The sequence below is a fragment of the Xanthomonas cucurbitae genome (genome assembly GCF_002939885.1).
Lineage (GTDB): Bacteria > Pseudomonadota > Gammaproteobacteria > Xanthomonadales > Xanthomonadaceae > Xanthomonas > Xanthomonas cucurbitae.
Genome location: NZ_MDED01000037.1, coordinates 1 through 16587, shown reverse-complemented (window position 1 = coordinate 16587; position 16587 = coordinate 1). Strand labels below are relative to the sequence as shown.

Annotated in this window: 12 protein-coding genes and 1 pseudogene; 9 read left to right on the top strand and 4 right to left on the bottom strand. The window is 64.5% G+C overall.

Annotation, left to right across the window (positions count from 1 at the left end):
* Positions 1 to 201: 201 nt before the first annotated feature.
* Entirely contained in the window at positions 202 to 405 is a 204-nt protein-coding gene (locus XcuCFBP2542_RS15815) for a YdcH family protein (RefSeq protein ID WP_167526988.1), read from the bottom strand.
* Positions 406 to 557: 152 nt separating this feature from the next.
* Between XcuCFBP2542_RS15815 and XcuCFBP2542_RS15810 the strand changes: the two genes are divergently transcribed.
* The 3 genes from XcuCFBP2542_RS15810 to XcuCFBP2542_RS15800 all read left to right on the top strand — a co-directional run bounded on the left by XcuCFBP2542_RS15810 (position 558) and on the right by XcuCFBP2542_RS15800 (position 1995).
* A complete protein-coding gene (locus tag XcuCFBP2542_RS15810; RefSeq protein ID WP_104604768.1) occupies positions 558 to 1130 on the top strand; it encodes a hypothetical protein in 573 nt (190 codons plus the stop codon).
* A gap of 76 nt (positions 1131 to 1206) precedes the next feature.
* A complete protein-coding gene (locus XcuCFBP2542_RS15805) occupies positions 1207 to 1548 on the top strand; it encodes a ribonuclease E inhibitor RraB (protein ID WP_104604766.1) in 342 nt (113 codons plus the stop codon).
* 63 nt (positions 1549 to 1611) lie between these two features.
* On the top strand, positions 1612 to 1995 hold the full coding sequence (locus XcuCFBP2542_RS15800) for a YbjQ family protein (RefSeq protein ID WP_104604764.1): 384 nt from the start codon (positions 1612 to 1614) through the stop codon (positions 1993 to 1995).
* Positions 1996 to 2126: 131 nt separating this feature from the next.
* Here XcuCFBP2542_RS15800 and XcuCFBP2542_RS15795 read toward each other — a convergent pair whose 3' ends face one another.
* The 3 genes from XcuCFBP2542_RS15795 to XcuCFBP2542_RS15785 form a co-directional block, all read right to left on the bottom strand.
* Positions 2127 to 3161, bottom strand: coding sequence for a glycoside hydrolase family 43 protein (locus tag XcuCFBP2542_RS15795; RefSeq protein WP_104604762.1), 1035 nt, complete (start codon positions 3159 to 3161; stop codon positions 2127 to 2129).
* A 30-nt stretch (positions 3162 to 3191) separates the two neighbouring features.
* A complete protein-coding gene (locus XcuCFBP2542_RS15790) occupies positions 3192 to 4682 on the bottom strand; it encodes an MFS transporter (RefSeq protein ID WP_104604760.1) in 1491 nt (496 codons plus the stop codon).
* A 98-nt stretch (positions 4683 to 4780) separates the two neighbouring features.
* Complete coding sequence (locus XcuCFBP2542_RS15785) at positions 4781 to 7711, bottom strand: TonB-dependent receptor (RefSeq protein ID WP_167526987.1); 2931 nt, start codon at positions 7709 to 7711, stop codon at positions 4781 to 4783.
* 463 nt (positions 7712 to 8174) lie between these two features.
* Here XcuCFBP2542_RS15785 and XcuCFBP2542_RS15780 point away from each other — a divergent pair, with 463 nt between their 5' ends.
* From XcuCFBP2542_RS15780 to XcuCFBP2542_RS15755, 6 genes and pseudogenes are all read left to right on the top strand, one after another.
* Positions 8175 to 9491, top strand: coding sequence for an MFS transporter (locus XcuCFBP2542_RS15780; RefSeq protein ID WP_104604758.1), 1317 nt, complete (start codon positions 8175 to 8177; stop codon positions 9489 to 9491).
* A 10-nt stretch (positions 9492 to 9501) separates the two neighbouring features.
* A complete protein-coding gene (locus tag XcuCFBP2542_RS15775) occupies positions 9502 to 10494 on the top strand; it encodes an endo-1,4-beta-xylanase (RefSeq protein WP_104604756.1) in 993 nt (330 codons plus the stop codon).
* Between the two features lie 51 nt (positions 10495 to 10545).
* Positions 10546 to 11967: a glucuronate isomerase gene (uxaC, locus tag XcuCFBP2542_RS15770; RefSeq protein ID WP_104604754.1), complete on the top strand. Its 1422-nt coding sequence runs from the start codon at positions 10546 to 10548 to the stop codon at positions 11965 to 11967.
* 74 nt (positions 11968 to 12041) lie between these two features.
* On the top strand, positions 12042 to 14750 hold the full coding sequence (gene galB / locus XcuCFBP2542_RS15765; protein WP_104604790.1) for a beta-galactosidase GalB: 2709 nt from the start codon (positions 12042 to 12044) through the stop codon (positions 14748 to 14750).
* A gap of 80 nt (positions 14751 to 14830) precedes the next feature.
* Positions 14831 to 15997 carry an endo-1,4-beta-xylanase gene (locus XcuCFBP2542_RS15760; protein ID WP_104604752.1) on the top strand — a complete coding sequence of 389 codons (1167 nt, stop codon included), beginning with the start codon at positions 14831 to 14833 and terminating at the stop codon, positions 15995 to 15997.
* 178 nt (positions 15998 to 16175) lie between these two features.
* Positions 16176 to 16587: pseudogene (locus XcuCFBP2542_RS15755) on the top strand (hypothetical protein); the annotation flags it as partial.

Genomic DNA, 16587 nt, shown 5'->3' with positions numbered 1-16587 from the left:
CGATCGCGATCACATGCTGTGAATTCGCAGACCCAGGCAGGCGGTCCTTGTAGGAGCGCACCTGGGCGCGAGGGCCTTCCCGTGAAAGCCCCATCGCGCCCAGGTGCGCTCCTACAGGGGGCGAGGACCGCGCCGCCCAACCCAGCGCCTGCGCGCTACGGTCTGTCAGGCGCTCCAAGCAAGCCCAAGCGCAAGGCGACCTCACGCCGGCTCGTCGGGCACCAGCTCCATCTCCAGCCGCGTGATGCAGTCCTTGAGATGCAGCTTGCGCTTCTTCAAGCGCTTCATCTGCAGCTCGTCCTCCATGTTCGCAGGCACGCGCTGGATCTCCTCGTCCAACGCGCGGTGTGCACGTCGCAACTCGGCGATCTGCTCGACGATCTCGGCGGGTGAAAGAGTGTCCACGCCCCGAGCATACACAACCCCGGGCGGTGCGCGTCACCCGCGCTTGCCAAGTGGCCGGAGGCTGCGACAATGCTCGCGCGGCGTCGGGGAAACGGCGACGCCTTAGCCATCACTGCCGTGCGGCCCCGGCCGTCGAGAAAGGAGTCCTCCCGATGCGTTTGCGTACTTCCCTGCTGGCCCTGGGCCTGCTGACAGCTTCCGACCTGGCGAGCGCCGCCGACGTGACCAAGTACGACGGCTTCCTGTGCTGCAATCTGCGCACCGACGGCAGCTGGATCAGCGACAGCAATTACGTCGAAGACGGCAAGCACCTGCTCCCGGTCGGTACGCCGGTCAGCGTCACCGGCTTTGGCCGCAACCGCGTCAACCTGAAGATTGCCGGTGAAAAGCAGTCCATCGGCAACGACTACAGCCGCGACCTGGACAACACCGCCTTCGCCGCCCGCTACGTCGTCACCGCCGACCCCAAGCTCAAGCTCGCCACCTTCCCGCCCAAGATCCGCCAGGCCATCAATGAGGGCAAGCTCACCGGCGGCATGACCCGCGAGCAGGTCATCATGGCCGTCGGCTACCCGATCAGCAGCGAGAACCCCAATCTGGACGCCTCGCTGTGGCGTTACTGGCGCGACAGCTTCTCCGAGTACCAGGTGCAGTTCGGCCCCAGTGGCAAGCTGGTCAAGGTGACGGCGAACCCGCAGTTGATGAATTTGGTGTGGGTGCCGTAGTGCTGCTGGATTGTCGGCCAGACAGTCGCCATCCTGGCGTTCTTGGCCGGGCCGGCCGTCACTCACCAAGCGCGCCATGCAGCGAGATTTGACCCTCCATCCCAAGGACGACAACGGCGACACCCTCTGGCACATCGCGCAGCAGGGAGTGGATCTTTCCAGGACCCGCGAAATCGCCTTTTCGGTCGTGTTTCCCACCAAGGAGGCGGCACTGGAGTTCTCGGTGGCCATGCTCCGCTGCGAGCAGAAGGTGTGCTGCCGCTATTACCCGGAAAACACTGCCTTCCCCATGGACGTCACCGTGTATCCGACCATGGTTGCCACCTACAAGGCGATCGTGGCGTTCGAAGAGGAGCTGGCGTTACAGGCAATGCCCTTGGGCGGCTATAACGATGGTTGGGAATTCTCGGAGCAGTAAAATGCATCTATGCCTCCGGAGAAGAAACGCCAGTGCGTTGTCATCCTATCGGGAGATGCGTTCGTGACAAATCCATACGACTCTTCGCCGATCCACGCGTCGCTCTTGTCGCTCAACGACAGTATGGTGACCACGGCATTTGAACTGCCGGGCTACCAGATCGTTCGCAACCTGGGGTTGGTGCGCGGCATCACCGTGAGGTCGCGTTCCATCGTGGGGAATTTCTTTGGCAGCCTGCAAACACTGTTCGGCGGCAACATCACCATATACACCGAACTGTGCGAGCAGGCCCGCTCGGAAACCTATCGCGATATGGTGCAACATGCCAGGCAGCTGGGTGGTAATGCCGTCATCGCAGTGCGCTATGACGCCACCGAGTTGATGGCAGGTCTGACCGAGGTGCTGTGTTATGGAACCGCAGTGGTCGTGGAGCCTGATCGCAGCTGATCCAGCATTGTATCGTCGTACTGACGAAGGACTCTCACGCGCATCTACTCACGCGGTTCTCTGCTGAGGCGAAGCGCTAATGGAATGCAAGATGCTCCTGCTCCGTGGCGCGTAGGCCTAGCTGTCGCCGCTCACCAAGGCGACACCGCCTGCTCCCCATACGGATAAATCGTGGCGATCGTCCCATCGGCGTCATGCTGCAGCGGTGTCATCTTGATGCTGCGTAGGTGAGTCTGGCCCTGCGACAGGCTGGCATCGTGATAGAACAGGTACCACTGGCCATCGACGTTGCAGATGGAGTGGTGCGTGGTCCAGCCGATCACCGGTGCCAGCAGCACGCCTTGATAGGTGAACGGGCCGTAGGGCGTCTCGCTGGTGGCGTAGCAGATCAGGTGGGTGTCGCCGGTGGAATACGACAGGTAATAGCGACCGGCGTGGTGATGCATCCAGGGGCCTTCGAAGAAGCGGCGGGCGTGGTCGTCGGCGCGTAGCGGGCTGCCGTGTTCGTCCAGGATCACCACCTCGCGGGTGGGCTCGGCCAACTGCAGCATGTCCTCACGCAGGCGGCCGACGCGTGGGCCGAGCGCGGGCGCTGTGCCTTCGGGTTCCTGGTGGGTCTGCGCGTAGCCGTTGTCGCGGTAGTGCTGCAGCTGGCCGCCCCAGATGCCGCCGAAATACAGGTAATGCTCGCCATCGGCGTCGCCGAACACGGCCGGGTCGATGGAGTAGCTGCCGGCGATCGGTTGCGGTTGTGCGGTGAACGGGCCTTGCGGGCCGTCGCCTACCGCTACGCCGATCTGGAAGATGCCATCGGCGCGTTTGGCCGGGAAATACAGGTAGGTCTTGCCGTTGCGCTGCGCGGCATCCGGTGCCCACATCTGACGCTGTGCCCAAGGCACGTCGCGTACGTGCAGGACCTGCCCCAGGTCTTCCACAGGCGCGTGCGGATGCGCCATGCGAAAGACGTGGTAGTCCTCCATGCAGAAGTGCGAGCCGTCGTCGCTGAAGGCAACGCCGGCATCGATGTCGTGCGAGGGGTAGATGTACAGCGCGCCGTCGAACACATGTGCGGAAGGGTCGGCTGTATAAATGTGGCTGACCAGCGGTGCGGAAATGGCGGTGCGCGCCAGCGCCTGCAGGGTGGCGGCTTGCAGTTCATCGGACATGCGCGTACCTGTGCATGAGGGGGAGGGAAGTCATTGGCCCACTGTCGGCAGCGCCGCCTGGCGGCGTGCGTCCAGTTCGCGTTCGATACGGGATTCCAGGGGCTTGTCGATCTCGTACAGCGCCAATAGCGCGGTGCTGAGCAGGAACGGCAGGGAGGCATACACACTGATGGCCAGGCGGATGCCATCGTTCACGGCGGCGCTTTGCTGCGCCAACGCGGCGTCGTAGCCGTACCAGGCCAGGATGCCGGCGACCAGCGCGCCACCGATGCTCAGGCCGATCTTCAGGCCACACAACATCGCCGAGAAGATGATCGCAGTGGCGCGGCGGTGGTTCTTCCATTCCGAGTAGTCGGCCACATCGGCGATCATCGCCCACAGCAGCGGAATGGTGATGCCGTAGAAGAAGCCGTGCAGCACGTAGGAGCCGAACACCCAGCCGATGGCGGTGGGCGGGTAGACGTAGAACGCCAGCAGGAACAGCGTGGAGATCAGCAGCGCACCACCGAACACGTTGCGCTTGCCATGGCGGTCGGCCAGGCGCTTGGAACAGCCGATGCCCGCGATCATGGCCATGATGCCACCGGCACTGAACACGCTGAAGGCCGAGGTGGGAGCGTCCTGCGGCCAGTGCAGCGCCGTCATGCCGGCACTGGTGAGCACGCCGTTGATGCCGCCAATGAAGCGATTGAAGCCGGCGTTGTCGAGAAACTGCGCCAGCGCGCTGGCATCCAGGGTGTACTTGAAGTAATAGATGTACATCCCGCCCTTCATGGCGAGATTGATGAAGACCAGGATGGTCAGCGCCAGCATCACCAGCCAGGGCTTGTTGCGGAGCAGATCGGTCAGGTCCTGGCGCACGCTGCTGCGCTGCTCGCTGATGGGCCGCACGCGCTCGCGGGTGGTGAAGAAGGTGATGAGAAAACACAGCGTGCCGACGGCAGCGAACAACGCCATGGTGTTACGGAAGCCCTGCGCCTTGTCGCCATTGCCCAGGATCAGCACCAAGGGCAGCAGCAGCACCTGGATCACGAACTGCGCCAGCGTCACGGCCAGAAAGCGGTAAGCCGACAGGCTGTTGCGCTGCTCCATGCTGCCGGTGAGCACGCCGCTCAGTGCCGAATACGGCAGGTTGTTGGCCACGTACACCAGCATCAACAAGGTGTAGGTGGCGAAGGCGTAAGTGATCTTGCCCTGCTCGCCAAGCGCCGGTGTATTGAAGGCGGCCAGCGACAAGGCACCGAACGGCAGCGCCGTCCACAGGATCCACGGACGGAACTTGCCCCAGCGCGTGCGGGTGCGGTCGGCCAGGATGCCGATGACGGGAGTGAACACGAATGCGCCCAGCAGGCCGACCACGAAGATCAACGTGGCCGCTGCGCTGGCGGGAATGCGGAACACGTCGGTGTAGAAGAACGCCAGGAACGTCACCAGCGTCTGGAAGATCAGGTTGGCGGCCAGGTCGCCCAGGCTGTAGCCGATCTTTTCGCGTAGTGACAGCGGGGAAGACGCAGTGTTCATGAGGTCGGGCGGACTCGAAGAGTGCTGCGGAAAGCGCCGCGGCGCGCGCTTGCCCGCCGGTTGCAGGACATGTCACCAACAACCGGCGGGCACAGCACTCAGAAGGTACCGCGGATGCCGAGCATGACGGTGCGCCCGGGCTGGTACAGGTCGTAGGTGGCGTTGGGCCAGGCGTAGGTGGTGCGCAGCGGCTCGTCGGTGATGTTGGTGACGTTGAGGGTGAGCTGCGGCTTGGAGGGCAACCAGTCCAGCGCGTAGCTGGCCGACAGATCCAGCTGGCCGCGTGCGTCGGCATTGAGGCGCGCGTACGGGATGCCGTTCTGGTTGGCACCGGAGATCACCATGTCGTCGTTCCAGGTGTAGGACAGGCGCACCGAGGCGGCGTTCTTCTCCCAGTACACGGTGCCGTTCCACAGGTTCGGCGCCACGCCCACCGCCACTGCCGGGATGCCTTCGCCTTCGGAGGATTGGGTGACGTGCGTGTAGTTCACGCTGAAGCCCAGGCCGTCGATGAGCTTGTCCAGCGGCTGCACCCAGATCGCTTCGGTGCCGCGGATATTGAGCACGCCGTCGGCATTGACCTGGGTCTGCACGTCCACCGTGGCGGCGTTCGGGCCGCCGCGCTGGTCCAACCCGGCTTGCTGGATCGGCAGCAGACTCTCGTACGGCACGCCCAGGTCGTTGAAGGGAATGCGCCGCACGCCGTTGACGGTGAAGCCGCTGATGCGCTTGTTGAACAGGGTCAGGCCGACATAGCCTTCGCCACCGGTGTACCACTCGCCGCCGAAGTCCACGTTCGTGGACAGGTACGGTGCCAGGTTCGGATTGCCCTGCGTGGCGGTCTGCGCAGACGGGTCGCTGAAGTTGGTGTTGGGCAACATCGCGCTCGGGTCCGGGCGGGTGAGCGTGCGCGAACTGGACAGGCGCAGCACCACGTTGTCGGCCACGTCCCAGGCGGCATTGAACGAAGGCAGGGTTTCCTTGTAGTCCGAATCGAGCACCTGCACGCGGCGAATGCCGTTGATGGTGACCGGGCCGGTGATGGTCTGGTCGGTGGTCACGTAACGCACACCGGCATTGAAGCGCAGCGTGCGGTTCCACACTTCGGTTTCGGCATTGGTTTCGATGTAGAAACCCAGGTTCTTCTCGCGGATGCCGCCGGCCGAGGCACCGGTGTTGGCGGAGTTGGTTTCCGGCGCGGAGTCGCGCAACGGGTAATAATTGGTGTCGCGCAGGAAGCGGTCGAAATCGGCCGTGATGAAGCCATCCGGGCCAGGCCGCAGATACGTCGCCAGTACTGCGCTGGGCACGGCCGAGCCAGGGCCGCCGTTGCACACGTTACCGCCATCGCCACGGCACACCACCCGCTCCCAGGCGATGCTGTTGTCGAAGCCGCGGATGGTGCGTTCGGCCTGGTCGTAGGCCGCGCCGATCTTGATGTTGCGCTTGTCTTCGCCGAACTGCAGGTCGGCACGCGCACCGCGTGTTTGCGTGATGCGCTTTTCGTTCTGGATATTGACCCGGCCACCGGTCCAGCCCCAGCCCAGGTTGGGGTCGTTGAGATCCAGCGGGCTGCTGATCGAGGGGCGGTCGCCGCCTTCGTTGCGATAGTCGACGGTGGTGAACGGCGAGGTCACCAGGATGCTGGGCGATTCGCGATCCAGCCAGCTACGCGTGGCATTGGCCTGCACGTTGAGCTTGATGTCCTGCTCGGCGCCGAACAGCAGCTCGGCACCGGGATTGACGCTCCAGAACTTGACCTCTTCGCGGTACGGGCGTGCTTCCAGAAAGTACTGCGCGTTGGCGAAGGTGGCGCTGGTGACCACGTTGTTCTGGTCCAGCTGCATGCCCAGCGGAATCATGTTGCCGTTGCGGCCGATCAGATTCATGCTGATCCGCTCGGTGGTGCGCTTGGCTTCGGAATATAGCGTGTCCAAGTAGAAATGCAGGCTGTCGGAGGGGCGCCATTCCAGCGACATCACCGAGGCATCGCGGTTGCGATCACCGCTCATGTACACGTCGCGGCCCAGCCGCGGGATCAGTGCATCGCTGATCTGGGCGATGCTCAGGCCCGGGTTGCGTGCCAGCAGCCAGGCCGCATCGATGGTCTCACCGGTGGTCAGGCCGCTGCCGGCAGTGGCCGGCACGCGGTCGGGAATGCGCCAGTTACCGCCGCCGTTGACGTTGCAGGCCGCCGGCTGATTGGTGGCCGGCGTGCCTGCGGGCGGGGTGAGTCCGCATTGGGTATAGGTCAGGCCCGGGTTGGTCCAGCCCACGCTCTCGAAGCCGCGCACGCCCAGCTTGCTGCGCACCGAGGCCACCCCGAACAACGCGCCAAAGGTGCCTTCCTCATTGGTCCAGCTACCCATGAAGGCGCCGCGCGGGGTGGTCTTCTCGCTGGTGCTGTTCCAGTCGGCCTGCGCCTGATAGGTGAAATGCACGCCGGGGCGATCGAACGGGCGCGCGCTGCGCATGTCCACCACACCGGAGACGCCGCCTTCGAGCATGCTGGCGGTAGGAGTCTTGCTGACGGTGAGCTGGGTGAAGAACTCGGTGGGGAACAGGTTCAGATCGACTTCGCGGTTCTGGTTCTGCGCGTTCAGGCCGATCGAGGCGGTGGCGATGCTGGAGCCGTTGAGCGTGGTCTTGGTGAAGCTGGTGCCCAGGCCGCGGATGGCGATGTTGAGGCCTTCGCCATTGACGTCGCGCGCCAGCTGCACGCCGGGAATGCGGTTGAGCGACTCGGCGATGTTCATGTCCGGAAACTTGCCGATGTCTTCGGCGAATACGGTGTCGGCGAAACCGACCGAATCGCGCTTGGCATCGGTGGAGAACTGGATGCTGCGGCGGTAGCCGGAAACGGTGACGGTATCGAGCTGGGTCACCGCGTCGCTGTTGCCGGCCGGGTCCGGCGGCGGTGGCGCAGTGGCGGCATCGGTGGACTGGGCCCAGGCGACGCTGCTGGCCATGCCCAGCAAGATGGATCCCAACGCGCAGGACAACGCGGTTTGTGCGTAGCTGTTCTTCACCGTAATCCCTTCCCTAACAGGTGAGCAGATGTCCCACGCATCGCCCCGGCGCAGGGAGTGCCGCTGCCGGGAATCGGCGCGGCGATGGTGCGGTGGGGAAGAACGGGCGATCAGTGGCGTTGGATGTTAGCGCTACCAAATCTGCAACATCACGCTGCAGGGCAGCATAGGCGGGCCGGCCAGGCAATCCGCTGCGCGGGCGCGTTATCGCTGTCCGGTTTGCGCACGCAGGTGGCATGCGCCGTGTTGCAGTGCGCGATGGATTTCGCCGGTCGGCATGGTAATGGTAGCGCTATCACCCGTGGCGCAAGGCCACCCTCGTGCAGGTGCAGTGGTCGATGAAGCCCAGCGAAGAACGCGGCAGCCACATGCCTGACCGGCACCGCAGCGGTGCGCGCACCGTCCTTGCCGCCATGCCGGTCCAGCAGCGGCGCGGTACATGCCCGCCACGCAGGCCATACGCATGAGCGAGCCTGCCAAGGACGCGCCTGTCGTTGCGCCAGCGGGGCTGGGCCGCGTGCGTTGGCGGGTGTGCGCATTGTTGCTGGCGGCTACCACCATCAACTACATCGACCGCCAGGTGCTGGGCGTACTGGCGCCCTTCCTGCAGACCGAGATCGGTTGGAACGAGATCCAGTACGGCTACATCGTCACCGCCTTCCAGGCCGCCTATGCACTGGGGCTGCTGTGCAGCGGAGCGGTGATCGATCGCTTCGGTACCCGCATCGGCTATGCGCTGGCAATCGGGGTATGGAGCCTGGCAGCGATGGGGCACGCGCTGGCAAGCAGCGTGGTGGGCTTTGCGATCGCGCGGTTCTTCCTGGGACTGGGCGAGTCGGGAAACTTCCCCGCCGCGCTCAAGACCGTGGCCGAATGGTTCCCGCGCCGCGAGCGCGCGCTGGCTACCGGCATCTTCAATTCCGGCTCCAATATCGGGGCCATCGTGGCGCCGCTGCTGGTGCCGGTGATCGCCACCGCCTGGGGTTGGCAGGCGGCCTTCCTGTTCACCGGCGTGCTCAGCGCCACCTGGTTGCTGGTGTGGTGGGTCAGTTATCACCCGCCCGAGCAACAGCCCGGCTTGTCGGCGGCGGAGCTGGCGCATATCCGCAGCGACGCGCACGAGCCGATGCAACGGCGGCTGTCGTGGTTGCAGGTGCTGCGGCATCGCCAGGCCTGGGCCTTTGTCCTGGGCAAGTTCATCACCGACCCGATCTGGTGGTTCTTCCTATTCTGGCTGCCGAAGTTCCTGCATGCCGAATACGGTTTGAGCCTGCTGCAACTGGGTGCACCATTGATCGTGATCTTCGTGCTGGCCGACGTGGGCAGCATTGCCGGTGGCTGGATCGCCGGGCGGTTCATCGCGCGCGGCTGGAGCGTCAATCGCGCGCGCAAGACCGCCATGCTGATCTGCGCCGTCTCGGTAGTGCCGATCGTGTTCGCCGCGCGCGCAGACAATCTGTGGTTGGCGGTGGCGTTGATCGGCTTGGCGACCGCCGCGCACCAGGGCTGGTCGGCCAACTTGTTCACGCTGCCCTCGGACATGTTCCCCCGCCATGCGGTGGCCACGGTGGTGGGCATCGGCGGATTCGCCGGTGCAGTGGGCGGCATGCTCATCGCCACCTTCATCGGATTCTTGCTACAGGCGACCGGCAGTTATGTGCCGGTGTTCCTGATGGCCGGTTCTGCCTATCTGCTGGCGCTGGCCGTCGTGCATCATCTGGTGCCGCGGCTGGAACCGGCGCACCTGCCGGCGGCCACGACGGCGCCGCCATCTTCCTGAGGAACGCATCATGCAGTTGCATAGAGTGGGGTTGGGCGTGTTGCTCGCCGCAAGCATCGCATCGGTGGCCCAGGCCGCACCCTTGGCAGCGGGCGCATCCAAATTTCTGGGCAGTGCCTACAGCCCGCAGCAGGCGCCGGGATTTGCGCAGTACTGGAACAAGCTCACGCCGGAGAATGCCGGCAAGTGGGGCACGGTGGAGGCGGTGCGCGACCAGATGGACTGGAGCGGGCTGGACACGGCCTACCGCTTTGCCAAGGCCAACGACATGCCGTTCCAGATGCATGTGATGGTGTGGGGCAACCAGCAGCCGGAATGGATCAAGACCCTGCCACCGGCCGAGCAGCGCCGCGAGATCGAGCAGTGGTTCGCCGCCGTGGCGCAGCGCTACCCGGATATCGATCTGCTGGAGGTGGTCAATGAACCGCTCAACGACCCGCCCAGCAAGAGCGATACCGGCGGCGGCAATTATCTGCAGGCGCTGGGTGGCAATGGCGCCAGCGGATGGGAATGGGTGCTGCAGCAGTTTCGACTGGCGCGGCAGTACTTCCCGCACACCACGCTGATGATGAACGACTACAGCATCACCAACAATGCCAAGGCCACGCAGCGCTATCTGCAGATCGTGCAACTGCTGCAGCGCGAGCATCTGGTGGATGCCATCGGGATTCAGGAGCATGCCTTCGAAACCACGCCCAATGTGGCGATGTCGGTGCACCGCGCCAACCTGGATGCGCTGGCCGCCACCGGCCTGCCGATCTACATCACCGAATTCGATCTGGATGGACCCACTGATGCGCAGCAGCTGGCCGATTACCAGCGCGTATTCCCCATTTTCTGGGAGCACCCGGCGGTGCGCGGCATCACCTTGTGGGGCTTTCGTCCCGGCCTGTGGCGCGACAAGGAAGCGGCGTATCTGCTGCGCGGCGATGGTAGCGAGCGCCCGGCCTTGACCTGGTTGCGCGATTACGTGGCCAGCCATCCCGGCACGCCCGCGCCATGACGCGGGCGGCCGACAGCGTGTGTTTCCCGTCTTTCTTGGTGTCCTGATTCCATGTCCACAGCTTCTCCCCTGACCCTGCACGACGACCGCCTGCTGCCCGCCGACCCCGGCACGCGTGCCATCGCACGCCGCCTGTATGCACGGATCGCCGGGTTGCCGATCATCAGCCCGCACGGGCACACCGATCCGGCCTGGTTTGCGACCAATGCGGCGTTCGCCAACGCAACAGAACTGCTGCTGGTGCCCGACCACTACGTGTTCCGCATGCTCTATAGCCAGGGCGTCGATCTGGAGGCATTGGGCATTCCGCGTGCCGACGGCACCCGCGCGGCGGTGGACCCGCGTGCGGCATGGCGGGTGTTTGCCGAACACTTCGCGCTGTTGCGCGGCACGCCGTCGGCGTTGTGGCTCAACCATGTCTTCCACGAAGTGTTCGATCTGCGCATCCGGCTGGATGCGGCCACCGCCGATCACTATTACGACCACATCACCGCTGCATTGCAGACCCCGGCATTTGCGCCGCGCGCGCTGTTCGAACGCTTCCATATCGAGGTGATCGCCACCACCGAATCGCCGCTGGACAGTTTGCAGCACCACGCCGCCGTTGCCGCCAGCGGATGGACGGGCCGCGTGCTGACCGCCTACCGTCCGGATCCGGTGGTGGACCCGGAGCACGAACAGTTCGCTGGGGCGCTGCAGCAGTTCGGCGCACTCACCGGCGAGGATGTGCTGACCTGGCCCGGCTATCTGCGTGCGCACCGGCAGCGCCGCGCGTTCTTCGCCGCGCACGGCGCCACCTCCACCGACCACGGCCACCCCAGCGCGGCGACGGCAGATCTGTCGCCGGGCGAGGCGCAACGCTTGTTCGAGACGGTGGTGCGCGGCGCCGCGACGCCGGCGCAGGCCGAACTGTTCCGCGCGCAGATGCTGACCGAAATGGCCGGCATGAGCCTGGACGACGGGTTGGTGATGCAGCTGCATCCGGGCTGCCACCGCAACCACAACCAGCCTTTGTTCCAGCGCTACGGGCGCGACAAGGGGGCCGATATTCCGATGCGTACCGACTATGTGCAGGCCCTCAAGCCGCTGCTGAATCGCTATGGCAACGATGCGCGCTTGCGCCTGATCGTGTTCACCCTGGACGAAACCAGCTACAGCCGCGAGCTGGCGCCGTTGGCCGGGCATTACCCAGCGCTGCTGCTGGGCCCGGCCTGGTGGTTTCACGATGCACCCGAAGGCATGTGGCGCTTTCGCAAGCAGACCCTGGCCAGCGCCGGCTTCTACAACACGGTGGGCTTCAACGACGACACGCGCGCCTTCCTGTCGATTCCCGCGCGGCACGACGTGGCGCGACGCGTGGATAGCGCGTTTTTGGCCACGCTGGTGGCCGAGCATCGGTTGGATGAAGACGAGGCTATGGAGATCGCAGTGGACCTGGCCTACCGGCTGCCCAAGCAGGCGTACAAACTGTGAGGCCGATGGCACGGCTGCGGCAAGCGCTCGCCTCGTGCGGTCTGGGCCCGGCCGGCGGGTGCTGGATGTCGGTGATGGTGATTGTGATTGTGGTGTGTGCGGTGCTGCCCGCACTGGCCGCCGCGCAGCCGGTCAGTGTGGCCCCGCGCGAGCGTGTAGCGCTCACGGCGCAATGGCGCTTCCACCGCGGCGACCCGCCGGGCAACACCGTGGTGCTCGATTACGACGTGCGCCCGGAGGTGATGCGCAGCGAGGACGGCAAGGTGGCCGATGCGCGCCCGGATCAGGCGCAGCTACTGCAGCCACCGGCCAAGGACGTACTCAAGCCGTGGATCCTGCCCACCGGCAATGCGCTGATCGCCGATCCTGCGCAGCGCCATCAGCGCCCGCCAGGCCATCCAGGCAGCGGCGTGGCGTATGTGCAGGCAGATTTTGACGACAGCCGTTGGCAATCGGTGGACCTGCCGCACGACTGGGCCATTGCCGGGCCGTTCCTGGCCGAGGGCCCTTACGGTGGCATGGGCCGGCTGGCGAGCTGGGGCGTGGGCTGGTACCGCAAGACCCTGGACATTCCGGCCAGCGATCGCGGCCGCTCGTTGTTTCTCGATCTCGATGGCGCGATGTCTTATGCCACGGTCTGGCTCAACGGCAAGCTGGTCGGCGGCTGGCCTTACGGCTACAGCTCCTGGCGCGTTGACCTGACTCCGTATGCCATTCCTGGCGGGCGCAACCAGCTGGCGATCCGCCTGGACAATCCGCCCGACTCGGCGCGCTGGTATCCCGGCGGCGGGTTGTATCGCCAGGTATGGTTGACCAAGACCGCGCCGCTGCATGTCGCGCACTGGGGCACGCAGCTGACCACCCCGCAGGTCTCGGCGGCATCGGCGCAGGTGCAACTGGCCGTCACCCTGGACAACGCCGCGCGCACTGCCACGCAGGCACAGGTGGACACCGCGATCTACCAGCTCGATGCCGACAGCGGTACGCCCAGTGGCGCGGCCGTGGCGCACATCGCGCCGGCGCAGGTTGCGGTGCCTGCCGGCGGCAGTGCCCGCGTGCAGGGCACCGTGCAGATCGAGAACCCGCAACTGTGGGGACCACCGCCCACCCAGCAGCCGCATCGCTATGTGGCGGTGACCGAGGTGCGCCAGAACGGGCAGCTGGTGGACCGCTACGACACCCCGTTCGGCATCCGCAGCATCGTGTTCGATGCCGACAACGGCCTGCTGGTCAACGGCGAGCGCGTGCCCATCCGTGGTGTGAACAACCACCACGACCTGGGCGCGTTGGGCGCTGCGTTCAATGTGCGTGCCGCCGAGCGCCAGCTGCAGTTGCTGCAGCAGATGGGCACCAACGCGATCCGCATGAGCCATAACCCGCCTGCGCCAGAGCTGCTGGAACTCACCGACCGCATGGGCCTGCTGGTGGTGGACGAAGTCTTCGACAGCTGGGAAATGAAGAAGACTCCGTTGGATTTCCACCTGGTATTTGGGCAATGGCACGAGCCGGACCTGCGCGCGATGCTGCGCCGCGACCGCAATCATCCGTCGGTGATGCTATGGAGCGTGGGCAACGAAGTGGGCGAGCAGTACACCGGCGAGCAGGGCGCGGCCATTGCGCGCAAGCTGCATGCCATCGTGCACGACGAAGATCCCAGCCGCCTGGCCACGGTGGCGATGAACTACGCCTCGCCCGAGATGCCGCTGCCGGCCGCGCTGGATGTCATCAGCCTCAACTACCAGGGCGAGGGCATTCGCGATACGCCCGAGTTCGAGGGCACCGAGCGCATACGCAAGCAGCCGCAATACCCGGCATTCCATGCGAAGTTTCCGCACAAGGCCATTTTCAGCAGTGAGACTGCTTCAGCAGTGAGCAGCCGCGGGGTGTATCTGTTCCCGGTGACCCCGGACACCAGCGCACCGGTGCGCGAGGGACGCGGCGGCGATGCGGTGGCGCATCAGGTCAGTGCCTACGAACTGCATGCGGTGGATTTTGGTTCCAGTGCGGACAAGGTGTTCGCCGCGCTGGACCGGCACCCGTACGTGGCCGGCGAATTCGTCTGGACAGGCTTCGATTACCTGGGCGAACCCACGCCGTACTACAGCTCACGCAGTGCGTACACCGGCATCTTCGATCTGGCGGGTTTTCCGAAAGACCGCTACTGGCTGTATCAAGCGCGGTGGCGCCCGGACCTGCCGATGGCGCACGTGCTGCCGCACTGGAGCTGGCCGGGACGCGAGGGGCAGGTCACGCCGGTGCATGTGTTCACCTCCGGCGATGAGGCCGAGCTGTTCGTCAACGGCGTCTCGCAGGGGCGCAAGCGCAAAGAGCCACTGCAGTACCGGCTGCGCTGGGACGATGTGGTGTATCAGCCCGGTGAATTACGCGTGCAGGCGTACAAGAACGGCAGGCCCTGGGCGAGCGACCGTGTGCAGACCGCCGGCCATGCCGCACGCCTGCAGGCAACGCCCGACCGCCGCCGCATCCGTGGCGATGGCAAGGACCTGAGCTTTGTCACCGTGCGCCTGCTCGATCGCCAGGGGCGTGCTGCACCGACCGCGGGCGACCGCCTGCGCTTTCGCATCGAGGGACCGGGCGAACTGGTGGCCACCGATAATGGCGACCCCACCAACCTGGAGTCGTTCGCCTCGACACAGCGCAACGCCTTCAACGGCCTGTGCCTGGCCATCGTGCGCGCACGCGCCGGTGCGCGCGGGCCGATCACCTTGCATGTGGAATCGGACACGCTGCAGCCCACCAGCGTGCAGGTGCAGGCGGAATGAGTGAGCTGCCTACCGATGCACACCGGCCGGCCCTGGCCGCACCCCCTGCCAGATGCCTGCCCGTTGCCATGAGAACGCGCATGCCCAACCGACCATTCCTGCTGTGCTGCGGCTTGCTGCTGGCGGCGAGCACGAGCGCTGCACCGGCCCTGGCCGCGCCGGCGTGCGCGCCCGCAGCGGCGACGCTGAAAGGTGCATATTCCAGCGGATTCCTGCTGGGCACGGCAGTCAATGCCGAGATCGTCTCGGGCAAGGACGCTGCCTCGGCGGCGCTGGTGGCCTGCCACTTCAATGCCGTCACGCCGGAGAACGTGATGAAGGCCGAGGTCGTCGCCCCACGGCCGGGTGTGTTCGATTTCGCCGCCGCCGATGCGTTCGTTGCCTATGCGCACCGCCAGCGCCTGTTCGTGGTCGGGCACACGTTGGTCTGGCACAACCAGACCCCGGAGTGGTTCTTCGTGGATGCGCACGGCGCACCCAACACCGCGGCGGCACAGATCGAGCGCATGCGTGCGCATATCGAACGGGTGGCAGGGCGCTATGTCGGCAAGGTACAGGCCTGGGACGTGGTCAACGAGATCATCGACGAAGATGGCAGTTACCGCGCCACCAACTGGGTGCAACGTGTCGGCGATGGCGACACCGTGGTGCGCAATGCGTTTGCCTTCGCGCAGCGCTACGCGCCGGACGCCGAGCTGTACTACAACGATTTCAACGCCTGGCGTCCAGCCAAGCGCGATGGCATCGTGCGCATGGTCAGGATGCTGCAGCAGGCCGGCATCCGCATCGACGGCGTCGGCATGCAGGGGCATTGGGGGCTGAACTATCCCAGCGTGCAGGACATCGAAGCGGCCATCGATGCGTATGCCGCCCTCGGTATCAAGGTCATGGTGACCGAGCTGGACGTGGACGTGTTGCCGGTTACCAGGGAAGGCCAGGTGATCGGCACCGGCCTGGCACACAAGCAGTTCCAGCTGCCGGAATTCAAGCGCTTTCTCGACCCATATCGCGATGGTCTGCCGCCGCAGGTGCAGGCACAGTTGACCGAGCGTTATGCGGAACTGTTCGCGCTGTTCTGGCGCAAGCGCGACACGCTGGCGCGCGTCAGCGTCTGGGGTGTCAGCGACGGCATGTCATGGAAGAACGACTATCCGGTACCCGGCCGCATCAACTATCCCTTGTTGTTCGACCGCCATCATCGCCCCAAACCCGCACTGGACGCGGTGTTGGCGGTGCCTGAAGACTGAAACGGCCAAATGGTTCATTGCAGGCATGATTAATTAGTTATATTAATAATAAAAATTTGGAAATTATTCAAGCAAAAGCGTGATGGGCGTCTATAATGTCTATGTCTGATTGGATTAATTTGTAGTTTCAATACAGTCACTAAGAATCCTCAAAATTCACTCGAATTAGGAGACTTTAATGAACGGAAAACCCATTTGGATAGTTGCGATCCTCTTTATTTCAATGCCATTTTCATCGCAGTCCTTCTCGAAGTATAAAGATTTTAACAAGTCGGACGAGGCTGCTATACAGATTATCCGGGATGATGTTCGTCTAGCGCGTCAGGTCGACTTTGATCTCGCACCGCTAAGAAGCAGGGCGGACTTGAATGGATATATGAGTCGAATTCCAAAGGATTCTCCAATCAATGCCTTGCCTGTCTCAGCTGCCAAGCGTTTCTTCGAAAGTGTCGAATTCAATGAAAAGGGCGTGACTACCTTCTCTTACCAACAGCTAAGCGGGGTGGATTCACTCACGAAGTGCAAGGGTATCGTAGTTGAAAAAGACCTCGGCTGGAGTGAGATAGCTCAATCGTTTTCTGGGTCGGTTG